We start from the raw sequence: 16,158 nt of genomic DNA, 5'->3' as shown, positions 1-16,158 counted from the left end.
TCATCCGTGAATATGCGTTCCGACTCCAGCGCCAAAGCGTCGATCTACGCGTTAAATCGTAGATCGAGCTCTCTAGGACGCCTGATTGAGGTTTTCGACGAGCAGCGCATCGACCCGCTGGAAGCCCCTTGGCAGCTTATTGCCACGACGGCCACGTTCACCTTTGTAGTGTTCGAGGTCGTCGGCTTTCAGCGACAGGGTCCGTTTTCCGGCCTGCAGCACCAGAGTGGCGCCTTCCGGAAGCACGGCGATGTCCGTGACATACTCTTCGCGACTGGCCACGCGTTCACCGGAGATCCCGATGATCTTGTTGCCTTTGCCCTTCCCTAATTGTGGCAGATCGCTGATTTTGAAGATCAGCAGGCGACCTTCGGTCGTGACCGAAGCCAGCCAGTTCTGCTCACGATCGGCCACTGGACGCGGCGCGATCACCTTGGCGTTGTTCGGCAAGCTCAACAGGGCTTTACCGGCCTTGTTCTTGGCTTGCAGGTCTTCGCCTTTGACCACGAAGCCGTAACCGGCATCGGAGGCGATCACGTACAACGCATCGTCTTCCGGCATCAGCACGCATTCGAAGGTCGCGCCCGGTGGCGGGGTCAGACGGCCGGTCAGCGGCTCGCCCTGGCCACGCGCCGACGGCAACGTATGCGCGGCGACCGAATAGCTGCGGCCAGTGGAGTCAATCACCACGGCAGACTGGTTGGAACGCCCCGCCGCCGAGGTTTTGAAGCCATCGCCGGCCTTGTACGACAGGCCGGTGGCATCGATGTCATGACCTTTGGCCGAACGGATCCAGCCTTTTTCCGACAGCACGACGGTGACTTTCTCGTTCGGCAGCAGATCGTGCTCGGTCAGCGCTTTCGCTTCAGCACGCTCGACGATCGGCGAACGACGGTCATCGCCGTAGGTTTCAGCGTCTTTCAGCAGCTCGGTGCGCACCAGCTTCTTCAGCTTGGCTTCGCTGCCCAGCAGGGCTTGGAGCTTGGCTTGTTCCTTGAGCAGTTCATCCTGCTCGTCGCGCAGCTTCATCTCTTCCAGACGTGCCAACTGCCGCAGGCGGGTGTCGAGGATGTAGTCGGCCTGGATCTCGCTGAGGGCGAAACGCTCGATCAGCTTGGCTTTCGGGTGCTCCTCGGTGCGGATGATGTGGATCACTTCATCCAGGTTGAGGTAAGCGATCAGCAAACCGTCCAACAGATGCAGGCGACGCTCGACCTTGTCGAGGCGGAATTGCAGGCGGCGACGCACGGTCAGCACGCGGAATTCCAGCCATTCGACCAGCAATGCCCGCAGGTTTTTCAGCTGCGGCTTGCCGTCCAGACCGATGATGTTGACGTTGACCCGGTAGGTCGACTCCAGCTCGGTGCTGGCGAACAGGTGCTGCATCAGCGCTTGGTGATCGACGCGGCTATTGACCGGAATGATCACGATGCGGCACGGGTTTTCGTGGTCGGACTCGTCACGCAGGTCAGCGATCTGCGGCGCTTTCGACGGCTTGGCCTGCATCAGCGCGGCGATCTGTTCCAGCACTTTGGCCCCGGAGACCTGGTGCGGCAGCGCGGTGACGATGATGTCGCCATCCTCGACGTGGTACACGGCGCGCATGCGCACCGAGCCCTTGCCGGTTTCGTACATTTTCAGCAGGTCGGCGCGCGGCGTGATGATTTCCGCTTCGGTCGGATAGTCCGGGCCTTGAATGTGTTCGCAGAGCTGTTCGACCGTGGCTTTCGGCTCATCGAGCAGACGCACGCAAGCAGTGGCGACTTCGCGCAAGTTGTGCGGCGGCACGTCGGTGGCCATGCCCACGGCAATGCCGGTGGTACCGTTGAGCAGGATGTTCGGCAAACGTGCCGGCAACACCAGCGGTTCCTGCAGGGTACCGTCGAAATTCGGGCCCCAGTCGGCCGTGCCCTGGCCCAGCTCGCTGAGCAGCACTTCGGAATAGCGCGACAGGCGTGCTTCGGTGTAACGCATAGCGGCGAAGGACTTCGGATCGTCCGGCGCACCCCAGTTGCCCTGGCCGTCGACCAGCGTGTAGCGATAGCTGAACGGCTGGGCCATCAGCACCATCGCTTCGTAACACGCCGAGTCGCCGTGCGGGTGGAACTTGCCGAGCACGTCACCGACGGTACGCGCCGATTTCTTGTGCTTGGAATCGGCGTCCAGCCCCAGCTCGCTCATGGCGTAGACGATACGCCGCTGTACCGGTTTCAGGCCGTCGCCGATATGCGGCAGGGCACGGTCCATGATCACGTACATGGAGTAGTTGAGGTAGGCATTTTCGGTGAAGTCAGCCAGCGAGCGGCGTTCTACACCGTCCAGGCTGAGATCAAGGGAGTCGCTCATGCGGGCCTCATCGGTTCGTTGTCTGGCGCAGCAGCATGGTGCCACCGCGCTGGGTAAATTCAAGTTTGTTCAGGGCGCTCATGCCGAGCAGCACCTGATCGCCATGCAGCCCCGGCGCCACCAGTGCGCGGACATCCCGCAGCACGATGTCGCCCAGTTGCAGGCGGTCGATCTTTGTCCGGTAGCCTTGGCTCAGGCCGTTGGCCGTGCTCAGGGTCACACCGAAACCTTCTTCCAGTTTCAACCGTTTGGCCAGATCCGCCGGGATCGCCACATCGGTCGCGCCGGTGTCGAGCATGAACTCCACCGGCTCACCGTTGATCTGGCCACTGGCGACAAAATGCCCTTGGGCGTTGCCGGCCAGCTTTACTTCGATCACGCCGCCATGCTGCTCGGACGTGACCACCACGTTCGGATTCTGCTGACGCTCTTCCCACTGGCCGAAAAACCGCGTGGCTAGAAACAGCCCCGCGCACCAGGCCAGAATCATCAACACCCGGCCGGCGCGCTTGCCCGGCGGTTGCTGACTCACGGTTTGGCGCTCCAGCCACCTTCAGGCGCGGCGAAGCGCCAGACGACCGGGCGAACCTCGCCGTCGGCCCGCGGGCCGAAATTATTGTCGACGCCGACCCATGCACCATCAGCGTCAACGATCAGCGCTTCTTCCAGCCCGAAGTTCTGCGAGTAACGGCGGTTGGCCTGCAACAATTCAGCGGCGTACGACCAGCAACGCTCGACCTTGGCGGTCTGCGCATCGCGCCGACAAATCTGGAAGGCGTTGCGCTCAAGGGTAAACAATTTGCCGTTGAACAACGAAAGGTCGGAAAAGTCGCGGTCGACCGCTCTGGCCTTCGGGAACTGCGGCGGCTGCATCTGCTTGCCGCCCTCGCTGAGCAGCACGCAACGACCGTCGCAATCCCACACCGTCTGCTGACGCTTGATCAATAGCAAGCCCCGGTTTTGCCGTTCGCCGGCCAGCCACATCTGATCACCCGCCGGGTTGATCGCCAGACCTTCGAAGATCGCATTGAAATGCAGGAGCATGCCACTGGCCCGCGCTTCGCGAACCATCATCGGCGAAATCTTCAGCCAGTTGACCGGGCCGCTGACGGGCACCTGCAAGACCGCCGCGTGGCCCTCGCTGACAATGTAGCGATTGCCGGCGCTGTCGCAGCTGATGCCCTCGAAATCCAGATCGCCACCGCGCACGAACGACGCGGCCCAATTGCGCGAGCGTAATCCCCACGGCAAACCGGTCTCCGGCACCAGAGGCACGTCGATGTGCAAAGCCTCGGCCTGCCAGACCTGATCGGCGGTATTGAGCCGATAGATCTGGTCGTCATCGCGATCCGACACCGTCCACAACTCGCTGCCACACATGGCCAGCCCCGACAGGTTGCCACCGCGCATGCCGACGACCGGGTGTTCGGAGAGCACGCGCAATTCCTGCAACGGCTCCGCCGACACACTCATCGCACTCAGCAGCAACACACCCGCCAAGGCCCAGCCAAACCGCATCAGGCCAGCACCTCGGCGAGGTTGCCTTTGGATTCGAGCCAGGTCTTGCGGTCGCCGGCGCGTTTCTTCGCCAGCAGCATGTCCATCATTTCCGAGGTTTCGGCAAAATCCTCGCCCAGGGTCAGTTGCACCAGACGCCGGGTGTTCGGGTCCATGGTGGTTTCACGCAACTGCGGCGGGTTCATTTCACCCAGACCTTTGAATCGGGTGACCTGCGGTTTGCCGCGCTTCTTCTCAGCCACCAGACGGTCAAGAATCCCGTCGCGTTCGGCTTCGTCGAGGGCGTAGTAAATCTCTTTGCCAAGGTCGATGCGATACAGCGGCGGCATCGCCACGTAGACGTGACCGGCATCCACCAGCGGGCGGAAATGCTGGACGAACAACGCGCAGAGCAAGGTCGCAATGTGCAGACCGTCGGAGTCGGCGTCGGCGAGGATGCAGATTTTGCCGTAGCGCAGCTGACTCATGTCTGCCGCGCCCGGATCGACCCCGATGGCCACGGCGATGTTATGCACTTCCTGGCTGGCGAGCACTTCGCTGCCGTCGACTTCCCAAGTGTTGAGGATCTTGCCGCGCAACGGCAGGATCGCCTGGAACTCCTTGTCCCGCGCTTGCTTGGCGGAACCGCCGGCGGAATCACCTTCGACCAGAAACAGCTCGGAACGCATCGGGTCCTGACCCGCGCAGTCGGCCAGTTTGCCCGGCAGCGCAGGGCCTTGGGTAACGCGTTTACGCTCGACCTTTTTACTCGCTTTCAAGCGGCGACCGGCGTTGTTGATCGCCAGTTCGGCCAGCGCCAGACCGGTTTCCGGGTTGGCATTGAGCCACAGGCTGAAGGCGTCCTTGACCACCCCGGAGACAAACGCCGCCGCTTCACGGGACGACAGACGTTCTTTAGTCTGGCCGGAGAATTGCGGTTCCTGCATTTTCATCGACAGTACGAAAGCGATGCGCTCCCAGACGTCTTCCGGCGCCAGCTTCACGCCGCGCGGCAGCAGGCTGCGGAATTCGCAGAACTCACGCATCGCATCGAGCAGGCCCTGACGCAGACCGTTGACGTGGGTACCGCCCTGCGCCGTCGGGATCAGGTTGACGTAACTTTCCTGCACCGCGTCGCCACCTTCCGGCAACCACAGCAGCGCCCAGTCCACCGCTTCTTTATTACCGGCCAGGCTGCCGCAGAACGGCTCGTCCGGCAGGCGTTCGAATTCGCTGACTGCGTCCACCAGATAGGAGCGCAGACCGTCTTCGTAATGCCATTCGACTTTCTCGCCGGTGCCTTTGTCTTCGAAGCTGACCAGCAGCCCCGGGCACAGCACAGCCTTGGCCTTGAGCACGTGCTTGAGGCGGCTGATGGAGAACTTCGGTGAATCGAAGTATTTCGGATCCGGCGCGAAGTACACGCTGGTGCCGGTGTTGCGCTTGCCAACGGTGCCGACGATTTCCAGCTCGGTGGCCTTGAAGCCATCCTTGAAGGTCATCTGGTATTCGTTGCCGTCACGCTTCACGCGCACCCGGACCTCGGTCGACAGGGCGTTGACCACGGAAATACCCACCCCGTGCAGACCGCCGGAGAACTGGTAATTCTTGTTGGAAAACTTGCCGCCCGCGTGCAGCTTGGTGAGGATCAGCTCGACCCCCGACACGCCCTCTTCCGGGTGAATGTCGACCGGCATGCCGCGACCATCGTCGCTGACTTCCAGCGAGTGATCGGCGTGCAGAATGACCTGCACCGATTTGGCGTGGCCGGCCAGGGCTTCGTCGACACTGTTGTCGATGACTTCCTGGGCGAGGTGGTTCGGCCGACTGGTGTCGGTGTACATGCCGGGGCGTTTGCGCACCGGGTCGAGGCCCGAGAGGACTTCGATGGCGTCGGCGTTATAAGAGCTAGCGCTGGGAGTGGCCATAGGGTCTCGTCGTCAGTGATTCAATGAAAAAAGGGCAAGACTTCACAGTGCGGTGAAGTCGATTGCCTGATACAAATCGGCGCCAATGCCGGCAAAACTCAGCAACGCCGGCAATTGCCCGGCAAACCCCTGGTAACCATGGTCGCCGCCGGCCTGAATGCGCAAGGCGCAGGCCCGGTAATACTGCTGGGCGAGGCGATAATCCAGTGTTTCATCGCCGGTCTGCAACCACACCTGATAACGCTGTGCATCCACGGGTGCCGGCACTTCCAGCTCGGCCAGGGCCGTCACATGGTCGTGGGTCAATTCCCAGGTCTCATCGGTATACAGGTTTTTCTGTGTGCCCAGGTAGCCGTCAAACATCCGGTGCGGGCTGACCGCCGGGTTGACCAGCAGGGCTTTCAAGCCGTGGCGCTCAGCCAGGTGAGTCGCATAGTAGCCGCCGAGTGAGCTTCCCACCAGCAACGGCCGGCCCAGCTCGGCAATCGCCTGCTGCAACTGACCGATGGCTTCACGCGGGTGGTGATGCAGCGCCGGGACACGCAATTGGTCGCTCAAACCCAGCCGTTCCATCACCTCGACCAGCTGGCAGGCCTTTTTCGAGGCCGGGGCGCTGTTGAAACCGTGGATATAGAGGATCGAACCGGACATTGGAGCTCCCTGGGTGTCGGCGAAAGATAGCGGAGTTTACAGGGAGTCAGGGGGATCGTGGGTGTTTGTAAGGACGCCTTCGCGAGCAAGCCCGCTCCCACAAGGGATTTGCGAACGGCACAGATCCTTTGTGGGAGCGGGCTTGCTCGCGAAGGGCGCGACGCGGTTTTCAGTAACCGTTGGAGCCGTAATCGACAGTGAATTGGAAGTCGGTAACGCGCTCGATGCCAGTTTCCAGCCGCCCGTCCGGCAGCAGCCGCAACCAGCGATAACCCGGCGCCTGCTCACCGACCTTGAAGTCGTGACTGCCCGGTTCGAACTGAATGCAGGTCGATGGCGAGGCCATCAGCCGCACGCCATTGCGTTCGCGGTCGATTTCCTGATGCACATGCCCCCACAGCACCGCGCGGGCCTGTGGAAAACGGTCCAGCACGTCGAAAAAGGCCTCGGGATTGCGCAAACCGATCGGCTCCATCCACGGGCATCCGATCGACACCGGATGATGGTGGAAGCACACCAGATGATGGCGGTCCGGGGCTTCGCTCAGCGAGCGCGCCAGCAGTTGCAACTGATCGTCCTGCAGATACCCCGGCACGGAACCCGGCACCGCCGAATCGAGCAGGGTCACGCGCCAGTTGCCGATATCGACCACCGACTCCAGCAGAGCGCTTTGCACCGCGGCCTCCGCCATGATCAGCGGTTCATCGTGATTGCCGGGAATCCAGCGCGCCGGTGCATCGATCTGCGCGCTCATCTGGCGAAACAGCTGATATGACTCCAGCGTGCCGTCCTGAGAGATATCGCCAGTGGCCAGCATCAGATCGATCTGCGGCTGCTGCCCCAGCACCAACTCAATGACCTTTTGCAGGCTCTCGCGGGTGTTCATGCCCAGCAGCGTGCCGCCCGCCTCGGCGAACAGATGACTGTCGGATAACTGCACCAGCAGCGCCGGATCGGCGGTGGTCAATGTGGATACGCTCGGCAAGGCGTTCTCCCAGGGCAAAAGCACGGAATCGGTTGAGTGCCGCAATTATGCTGGGGGATGGCGCAAAGGGGAAACCGGCGAACCGGACGCAGTTCACAACTAGCGTACGACTTCGTACTCGTGCCCCAGGGCCAGACAATGGCTCAGCCATTCCCCCAGGAACAGATTGAGCTGGGCCTTTTCATCCGGCTGATGCATGGCGGCGTTCGGGTAAGGATAGATGCCGCGAAAGCGTCGTGCATGCTCGGCGCTGATCACTTCGGCCATCCGCGCATCGTGGTAGACCTGCACTTCCAGTTGTGGCACCGGCAGCCACGGCAAACTGTGTTCCTGACGCACCTGCAAAGTGGTGGTGTACGGGCAGGTCTGCAGCACTTCGAGGGCCAGCACGCCGAGCATCTGCTCGCCCTGGGTCACGGCGATGCGCCGCGCCTCGGGGTCGTTGCGCATGTCCGGCACCAGTCGCATCAGGCGCGCGTAGTTGGCCTCGCAGGCGGCTTGCAGCCCGGCGAGGTCGACTCGATAGCGATCGCGCAGCTTGTTTACGACCATAACCCCCTCACTTCGGCGCGGTTCAGCGCCAGCCATTGCAAGGCGATGATGCTCGCCGCGTTGGCAATGCGTCCGTCACGGACGGCCTGCAAGGCATCTTCAAAGGCCCAGACCGTGACGCGGATATCTTCTGCCTCTTCCTCCAGCCCATGCAGGCCGCCTACGCCTTCGGTGCTGCAACGCCCCAGGTACAAATGCACGAATTCGTTGCTGCCGCCCGGTGACGGAAAGTATTTGGTCATCGGCCACAGGGCCTTGATGTCCAGTCCAGCTTCCTCCTGCGCCTCGCGGTGAGCAACTTCTTCCGGTTGCTCATCCTTGTCGATCAGACCGGCGACCAGTTCGACCAGCCACGGGTTGTCGGTCTTGCCCATGGCGCCGATGCGAAACTGCTCGATCAGCACCACTTCGTCGCGCTGTGGATCGTATGGCAGCATGCACACGGCATCGTGGCGGACGAAGATTTCACGGTTGATTTCGCGGCTCATGCCCCCGGCGAACAATTCATGGCGCAGGTGAACACGGTCGAGCTTGTAAAAGCCCTCGTAGCATTTTTCGCGCCGCACGATATCCACGGCGGTCGGAATGGCGTTGGCAAAATCAGTCATGAGCATCCTCTTTACTGCAATTCCATTACGAGGCTGCCTTGCGTGAGTGGCAACCTCGACTTCGCGCCATCCTAACGCGCCCGAACGGTTTGATGCAGCCCCTTTACCGTCAGCGGGATGGACGGTGGCGGCGAAACCCACTCTAATTAGCTTAGTGGCGAACTGACTGCTTCGGCGAGGGTCGAAGCGGATAACTTTTTGCCTTCCCCTGTTTCAGAAAGGACGCCCATGTCGCTTTTCAAAATTGCCTCTGTGGCCGCCATCGCCCTGACCCTGGGTGCCTGCGCCAACCTGTTCCAGCCCAACTACCGCACGCCGCTGGAAACCACCCGCGACGCGTCGGAAACTTTGAAACCCGGCTGCTCCAACCCGGACTGCCCGCTGGTGAACATCGACACCCTGCACTTCGCGGCCGAACCTGCACTGGACGGCATCATCGAAAAACGTCTGCTGCAAATGACCCGCACTGAAGCGAACGCGCCGGTAGCGCCAACCCTGGCCGCCTACCGAGATCAATTCCTGCGCAACGCCGGCCCGCGCAACAGCAGCTATTTACAAGCCAAGGTACGCGAGCAGCATGACGGCTTGGTGATCATCGAACTGTCGAGCTACCTCGACACCGGCGGCGCCCATGGCACCCCGGGGCGCGGCTTCATCAACTACTCGCGCCAGCAGCATAAAGTGCTGAACCTGTCGGACATGTTGCTGCCGGGTCAGGAAGAAGCGTTCTGGAAAGCGGCGCAAGTGGCGCACAACAGCTGGCTGATCAGCACCAAGCTCGATCAGGAAGCGGATTTCGTGAAGAGCTGGCCGTTCGTCAAAACCCCGAATGTGGCGTTGACCTACGGTGGCGTGATCCTCAAGTACGACGTGAGCACCATTGCGCCTTACGCACTGGGCCACGTCGAACTGAAGATCCCTTACCCGCGTCTGAAAGGCATCGTCAAACCCGAGCTGTTTCCGGGCCGTAACTGAAGGCTCGCCCCAGCACCAGCTGCAACAGCCCTGCCAGCACCAGTGCCGGCAGGGTCGCACCGACGTCCGGGTACAGATTCGCCAGCAAGTGGTAGGTGCTGATCCCGCCCAGCCACGCCAACAGCGCCGGCCAGCGCAACGCGGCTGACGCCACCTGAGCACTGCGCTTGCGCAGGATGAAGTGATCCACCAGCACCACGCCGAACAGCGGCGCGAACACCGAACCGATCAGCAACAGGAAGTTCTGGTACTGCGCCAATGGCGCCAGCAGTGCAATCAGGGTGCAGATCACGCCGATGGCCAAGGCCAGATGCTCGACTTTCAGGCGCAACAGAATCCCGCTCGATACCGCCGCCGAATGAATATCGGCGAAAGCGTTTTCCGACTCATCCAGCAGAATCAGCAACAGCGGAATGCCCAGACCGGCCCCGGCCAGTGCCAGCAGCAACGCATTGACTTCACCGCTCGGCGCGAACGCCAGGGTGTAGGCCACGCCGAGGCTCATCAACCAGAAATTGCCGATGAAGAAACCGATGGCGGTGCCGCCGAACACGTTCTTCGCACGCTTGCCGAAACGCGAGTAATCGGCGATCAGCGGCAGCCACGACAGCGGCATCGCGATGGCAATGTCGAAGCCCACGGCGAACGGCATCGAACCGTCCCCGGCCCGCGCCCAGAGTGCCGCCAGATCAGCCTTGGCGAACAGATTCCAGGTCAGCCAGATGCACGCGGCGAGGATCAGCCAGATACCCCATTTACGCAGGATCTTGCGCACGAACGTCAGCGGCCCGCTGACCGCGAGCAAAGTCGCCAGCGCACCGAAGCACAAGGTCCAGAGCATCGGGCTGGCCCACAGCGAACCCTCGCTGAACGCGCGAGTGCCGAGCAGGCTGGCGGCATCACGCATGACGATGATTTCGAACGAGCCCCAACCGATCAGTTGCAGCAGGTTGAGCAGCGCCGGCAGGCTCGCGCCTTTGTGGCCGAGGCTCAGTTTCAGTGCGGCCATCGACGACAGACCGGTGTCGCTGCCGATCACGCCGACAGCGGCCAACAGCAGAACGCCAACCAGCGTGCCGAGGAAGATCGCCAGCAGTGAACCGGAGAGGCCCAGACCAGGCGCGAGCAAGGCACCGGTCTGCAACACCATCAGGCCGATGCCGAGGGAAAACCACAGGGAAAACAGATCGCGACCGCCGAACACCCGCTTGTCGGCGGGTACGGCGAGGTCGGGGGAATAAGTGCCGGGTTGAATGCTCAAGGGTGTTATCTCGGAGGAGTATTTTTGTCATTGAGATCCTTGGTGCCTGTTCTGACGCCTTCGCGAGCAAGCCCGCTCCCACACTGGATCGCCTGTGAACACAAGTTTCGTGAACAACTGAATTCAAATGTGGGAGCGGGCTTGCTCGCGAAGGGGCCAGCACAGACACCGCAGACTTCAGGTCAGATCAAACCTTCTTGTACAGCTGACTGCCTTCCTTCTTGAACCGCTCGGCCTGCTCCGCAAGACCCTGGGCGACGTCCACGTCGACCGCGTCAATCCGCTGGTTGGCCGCGTACTCGCGGACTTCCTGAGTGATCTTCATCGAGCAGAATTTCGGCCCGCACATCGAACAGAAGTGCGCGACCTTGGCCGAGTCTTTCGGCAGGGTTTCGTCGTGATACGAACGCGCGGTGTCCGGGTCCAGACCGAGGTTGAACTGGTCTTCCCAGCGGAACTCGAAACGCGCCTTGCTCAGGGCGTTGTCACGAATCTGCGCGCCCGGATGCCCTTTGGCCAAGTCCGCCGCATGCGCCGCGATCTTGTAGGTGATGATCCCGGTCTTCACGTCATCCTTGTTCGGCAAGCCGAGGTGTTCCTTCGGCGTCACGTAGCAGAGCATGGCGCAACCGAACCAGCCGATCATCGCCGCGCCGATGCCCGAGGTGATGTGGTCGTAACCCGGAGCGATGTCGGTGGTCAGCGGGCCGAGGGTGTAGAACGGCGCCTCGTCGCAGCACTCCAGCTGCTTGTCCATGTTCTCCTTGATCAACTGCATCGGCACGTGGCCCGGGCCTTCGATCATGCACTGCACGTCGTGTTTCCAGGCGATCTTGGTCAGCTCGCCGAGGGTTTCCAGTTCGCCGAATTGCGCTTCGTCGTTGGCGTCGGCAATCGAGCCCGGACGCAGGCCGTCGCCCAGCGAGAAGCTGACGTCGTAGGCCTTCATGATTTCGCAGATTTCGTCGAAGTGGGTGTAAAGGAAGTTCTCTTTGTGGTGCGCCAGGCACCACTTGGCCATGATCGAACCGCCGCGGGAAACGATGCCGGTCACGCGCTTGGCGGTCAGCGGCACGTAGCGCAACAGCACGCCGGCGTGGATGGTGAAGTAGTCGACGCCCTGCTCGGCCTGCTCGATCAGCGTGTCGCGGAACAGCTCCCAGGTCAGGTCTTCAGCGACGCCGTTGACCTTCTCCAGCGCCTGATAGATCGGCACGGTACCGATCGGCACCGGCGAGTTGCGGATGATCCATTCGCGGGTTTCGTGAATGTGTTTGCCGGTGGACAGGTCCATCACGGTGTCCGAACCCCAGCGAATGCCCCAGGTCAGTTTCGCCACTTCTTCTTCGATGGACGAACCCAGAGCACTGTTGCCGATGTTGCCGTTGATCTTCACCAGGAAGTTACGGCCGATGATCATCGGTTCCAGTTCGACGTGGTTGATGTTGGCCGGAATGATCGCGCGACCACGGGCGATTTCTTCGCGGACGAACTCAGGGGTGATTTCTTTCGGGATGCTTGCGCCGAAGCTGTGGCCGGCGTGTTGCTGGTTCAACAGGCCAGCGGCGCGGGCCTCTTGCAGCTTCATGTTTTCGCGGATGGCGACGTATTCCATCTCGGCGGTGATGATGCCTTTGCGCGCGTAGTGCATCTGGCTGACGTTGGCCCCGGCCTTGGCGCGGCGCGGGTTGTTGACGTGAGCGAAACGCAGTTTGGTCAGTTCAGGATCGGCGAGGCGTTCCTGACCGAAGTTGGAACTCAGGCCTGGCAAACGCTCGGTGTCGCCACGGTCATCGATCCACGCCGAACGCACGTCACCCAGACCTTTGCGCACGTCGATCACCACGTTCGGATCGGTGTACGGGCCCGAGGTGTCATAGACGGTGACCGGCGCGTTGATTTCACCGCCGAAATCGGTCGGCGTCACATCGAGGGTGATTTCGCGCATCGGCACGCGGATGTCCGGGCGCGAGCCCTGAACGTAGACTTTTTGCGAACGGGTGAACGGCTGAACCGACTGTTCATCGACCTTGGCCGAGTCACTCAGGTTGATCGCGTTTTTTGCTTTTGTAGTCATCACGGGCTCTCCAGACAGCATCCAGGCAAATGGATTGTCGGAGCAGAACCTGAAAGGCACGGACGCACCAGGACTGGTGCTGTGCATCGTCGTCGAGCGTTCGATTGTCGAACAATTTCCCGGACGAAGCACAAGAGGACTCGCCGGGTGACGAGAAATCTTGTTCCCTACGCAGGCGCTAACCTGATCAGGTTCAACGGGATCCGAAATTATTCGATCTCAGCCTCATAGCAAGGCACCCCGACAAGAACCCGGCCAGTCTAGACACAACCGGCAAAGAACGCCAACACCGCGGCAAACACCATGATGAATGGCGCAATTACCGGGACTTGCAGGATTGTTGCCGCACGATTGCGCAACTACACTCGCTGTGCTCTGCGCGCCTTGACGCTGCCGGGGCCGCGCCGTAGCCTTGGCGCGCACATTATTTCCGTAATATTTTTGCTAGGGATCGCCTCATGCTGCGCAAACTTTCACTGGCTCTTGCCGTGTCTTGTGCGTCCAACGCAATGGCCTGGGCAGCAGAAGCGCCCTTGTCGACCAAGACCGATCTGGTCAGCGTCTATCAGGAAGCCGTCGACAACAACGCCGATCTGGCCGCCGCCCGCGCCCAGTACGGGGCCCAGAAAGAAGTGGTGCCGCAGGCCCGCGCGGGGTTGCTGCCTAACCTGTCCGGCGGCGCCGAAGTGGCGGATGTGCGCACCTCGATCGACCAGCCTTCAGCCATTGCCAATCGCAGCGCGCATTCCTATCAGGCGACCCTGGCCCAGCCCTTGTTCCGCGCCGACCGCTGGTTCCAGTATCAGGCCGCCAAGGACGTCAACGAACAAGCCGCGCTGCAACTGTCGGCCACCGAGCAGAACCTGATCCTGCAATCGGCCGAAAGCTACTTCAACGTGCTGCGCAGCCAGGACAATCTGGCCTCGACCAAGGCTGAAGAAGCCGCGTTCAAACGTCAGCTCGACCAGTCCAACGAGCGCTTCGATGTCGGCCTGTCGGACAAGACCGACGTCCTGCAATCGCAGGCCAGTTACGACACCGCGCGCGCCAACCGCATTGTCGCCCAGCGTCAGGTCGACGATGCGTTCGAAGCGCTGATCACCCTGACCAACCGTCAGTACAACTCGATTCAGGGCATCGTCCACACGCTGCCAATCCTGCCTCCGGCGCCAAACGACGCCAAGGCCTGGGTCGAAACCGCGGGCAAGCAGAATCTCAATCTGCTGGCGAGCAACTTTGCGGTCAGCTCCGCCGAACAGACCCTCAAACAGCGCAAGGCCGGTCACCTGCCGACCCTCGATGCCGTGGCCAAATATGAAAAGGGTGACAACGACGCCCTCGGTTTCGCCAACCCGAACGCCTTCGGTACGCCGTACAGTGGCAACGTCGAGCAAAGCACCCTGGGCCTGCAACTGAACATCCCGATCTACAGTGGCGGGCTGACCAGTTCGCAAGTGCGCCAGTCCTATGCGCAACTGGATCAGAGCGAGCAACAGCGCGAATCCCTGCGCCGGCAAGTGGTGGAAAACACCCGCAATCTGCACCGCGCGGTGAACACCGATGTCGAGCAGGTACAGGCGCGCCGCCAGTCGATCATCTCCAACCAGAGCGCAGTGGAAGCCACGGAAATCGGTTATCAGGTGGGGACGCGCAACATCGTCGACGTGCTCGACGCCCAGCGCCAGCTGTACACCTCGGTGCGCAACTACAACAACACCCGTTACGATTACATCCTCGACAACCTGCGTCTGAAGCAGGCGGCAGGAACGTTGAATCCGGGTGACTTGCAGGACCTGGCGCGCTATCTGAAGGCCGACTACAACCCAGACAAGGATTTCCTCCCGCCGGATCTGGCCAAGGCAGCCGAAGCGCAGCTCAAGGCGCGCCCTTAAGCCTGAAAAGCAAAAGATCGCAGCGTGCCGCAGCTCCTACAATTGGAATGCATTTTCCTGTAGGAGCTGCGGCACGCTGCGATCTTTTTTGCTCTTTGGCGTGCTGACTTACTTGATCAACCGGGCCAACCCATCCAGCAACCGCTGCAGCGCACCCTGATTACGCCGCATCACCGCCAGCCCCGCCTCGGCCATGCGCTGGGCATCGCGCGGCAATTCGAACAGGCGCTGCACTTCCACCGCCAGCCCTTCGGCATCATCCACTTCGGCCAGCGCCCCGGCCTCGCGCAACTGCGCGGCAATGTCGAGGAAGTTGAACAAGTGCGGGCCGCTGATTACCGGTTTGGCCAGGGCCGCCGGCTCCAGCAGGTTATGCCCGCCGTTCGGCACCAGGCTGCCGCCGACGAAAGCGCTGTCGGCCAGCGCATAGAGAAACAGCAACTCGCCCATGGTGTCGCCGAGCAGCACTGAAGTGTCCGCCTCGACGTTGGCACCGGTGGAACGGCGCACAGTGGCAAAGCCTTCGCGCTGGCACAACTCGAACACCGAGTTGAAGCGCTCGGGATGGCGCGGCACCAGGATCAGCAATGCATTCGGGTAGTTCGCCAACAGCCGGCGATGGGCGTCGAGCACCACTTCGTCTTCGCCTTCGTGGGTACTCGCAGCGATCCACACCGGGCGCTCCAGCGCCTGCCATTGGCCGCGCAACTCATGGGCGCGCTGCAGCAGTTGCGGGTCGATGGTCAGGTCGAACTTGATCGAGCCAGTGACCTCGACCGTCTGCGGACGCGCGCCGAGATCGCGGAAGCGCTGGGCTTCAGCCTCGGTCTGCACCGCGAAAAAACTCATTTCCGCCAGCATCGGCGCGGTCAGCTTGCTGAAGCGGCCATAGCCCCGGGCCGATCGTTCGGACAACCGGCCGTTGGCCAGCGCCACCGGAATCCCGCGCTTGGCGCACTGATGAATGTGGTTGGGCCACAGTTCGGTTTCCATGATCACTGCGAGTTTCGGTTTGGCGTGATCAAGAAAACGCGCCGCTGCGCACGGCAAATCGTATGGCAGATAGCAATGCTGGATGCGCGGCTCGTTGGCGAACAGCGCCTGTATCCGTTCTGATCCGGTCGGGGTCATGCAAGTCACGGTGATCGGCAGCCGTGGATAACGTTGCAGCAAGGCGCGAATCATCGGCGCAGCGGCGATGCTTTCGCCCACCGACACCGCGTGCACCCAGATCCCGCCGGGCTGCAGTGGTGGCATCCCGTAGGAGAAGCGCTCGCCAATCCGCTTGGCATACGCCGGGGCCTTGCGCGAGCGTAGCCACAGCCGAATCGCCACCAATGGCAGCCCCAGGTAAAACAGCGCGGTGTAGAGAGTTCTATTCATGGC

13 protein-coding genes and 1 riboswitch are annotated in these 16,158 nt (G+C 61.7%); of the genes, 2 read left to right on the top strand and 11 right to left on the bottom strand.

The features are described from left to right. Positions 1-72 precede the first annotated feature (72 nt). From parC to ACS4NR_RS24395, 8 genes are all read right to left on the bottom strand, one after another. Positions 73-2,346 (bottom strand): DNA topoisomerase IV subunit A, encoded by a 2,274-nt coding sequence (gene parC / locus ACS4NR_RS24430; protein WP_095138103.1) that lies wholly within the window; start codon positions 2,344-2,346, stop codon positions 73-75. A 7-nt stretch (positions 2,347-2,353) separates the two neighbouring features. After that, positions 2,354-2,878 (bottom strand): retropepsin-like aspartic protease family protein, encoded by a 525-nt coding sequence (locus ACS4NR_RS24425; protein WP_027611396.1) that lies wholly within the window; start codon positions 2,876-2,878, stop codon positions 2,354-2,356. Then, positions 2,875-3,864, bottom strand: a complete 990-nt coding sequence (locus ACS4NR_RS24420) for an esterase-like activity of phytase family protein (RefSeq protein WP_456018543.1) — start codon at positions 3,862-3,864, stop codon at positions 2,875-2,877. The genes ACS4NR_RS24425 and ACS4NR_RS24420 overlap by 4 nt, the downstream gene beginning before the upstream one ends. After that, entirely contained in the window at positions 3,864-5,771 is a 1,908-nt protein-coding gene (parE, locus tag ACS4NR_RS24415) for a DNA topoisomerase IV subunit B (protein ID WP_095138100.1), read from the bottom strand. The genes ACS4NR_RS24420 and parE overlap by 1 nt, the downstream gene beginning before the upstream one ends. A 42-nt stretch (positions 5,772-5,813) precedes the next feature. Next, complete coding sequence (locus ACS4NR_RS24410) at positions 5,814-6,422, bottom strand: YqiA/YcfP family alpha/beta fold hydrolase (protein WP_456018542.1); 609 nt, start codon at positions 6,420-6,422, stop codon at positions 5,814-5,816. Positions 6,423-6,591: 169 nt separating this feature from the next. Next, a complete protein-coding gene (cpdA, locus tag ACS4NR_RS24405; RefSeq protein ID WP_456018541.1) occupies positions 6,592-7,407 on the bottom strand; it encodes a 3',5'-cyclic-AMP phosphodiesterase in 816 nt (271 codons plus the stop codon). 99 nt (positions 7,408-7,506) lie between these two features. Next, positions 7,507-7,959: a DUF1249 domain-containing protein gene (locus tag ACS4NR_RS24400; protein ID WP_007967395.1), complete on the bottom strand. Its 453-nt coding sequence runs from the start codon at positions 7,957-7,959 to the stop codon at positions 7,507-7,509. Further along, positions 7,950-8,567, bottom strand: a complete 618-nt coding sequence (locus ACS4NR_RS24395) for an NUDIX domain-containing protein (protein ID WP_064387810.1) — start codon at positions 8,565-8,567, stop codon at positions 7,950-7,952. The genes ACS4NR_RS24400 and ACS4NR_RS24395 overlap by 10 nt, the downstream gene beginning before the upstream one ends. A gap of 228 nt (positions 8,568-8,795) precedes the next feature. On the opposite strand from ACS4NR_RS24395, the gene ACS4NR_RS24390 reads away from it, so the two are divergent. Beyond that, a complete protein-coding gene (locus tag ACS4NR_RS24390) occupies positions 8,796-9,542 on the top strand; it encodes an RsiV family protein (protein WP_456018540.1) in 747 nt (248 codons plus the stop codon). Here ACS4NR_RS24390 and cytX read toward each other — a convergent pair. After that, complete coding sequence (gene cytX, locus ACS4NR_RS24385) at positions 9,511-10,803, bottom strand: putative hydroxymethylpyrimidine transporter CytX (RefSeq protein ID WP_183783720.1); 1,293 nt, start codon at positions 10,801-10,803, stop codon at positions 9,511-9,513. The genes ACS4NR_RS24390 and cytX overlap by 32 nt on opposite strands. Before the next feature lie 187 nt (positions 10,804-10,990). Then, entirely contained in the window at positions 10,991-12,880 is a 1,890-nt protein-coding gene (gene thiC / locus ACS4NR_RS24380; protein WP_064585677.1) for a phosphomethylpyrimidine synthase ThiC, read from the bottom strand. A 147-nt stretch (positions 12,881-13,027) separates the two neighbouring features. Beyond that, positions 13,028-13,133, bottom strand: a riboswitch (TPP riboswitch). Between the two features lie 205 nt (positions 13,134-13,338). Here thiC and ACS4NR_RS24375 point away from each other — a divergent pair. After that, positions 13,339-14,772 carry a TolC family outer membrane protein gene (locus tag ACS4NR_RS24375; protein ID WP_253151811.1) on the top strand — a complete coding sequence of 478 codons (1,434 nt, stop codon included), beginning with the start codon at positions 13,339-13,341 and terminating at the stop codon, positions 14,770-14,772. A gap of 108 nt (positions 14,773-14,880) precedes the next feature. On the opposite strand, the gene waaA is transcribed toward ACS4NR_RS24375, so the two are convergent. Beyond that, the gene (waaA, locus tag ACS4NR_RS24370) at positions 14,881-16,155 is read right to left on the bottom strand and encodes a lipid IV(A) 3-deoxy-D-manno-octulosonic acid transferase (RefSeq protein WP_456018539.1); all 1,275 of its coding nucleotides are present in this window, start codon (positions 16,153-16,155) and stop codon (positions 14,881-14,883) included. Positions 16,156-16,158 lie beyond the last annotated feature (3 nt).

Source organism: Pseudomonas sp. JQ36, from assembly GCF_053851495.1.
The sequence above is the reverse complement of the archived record's forward strand: the minus strand, read 5'-3'. Positions and strand labels throughout refer to the sequence as shown.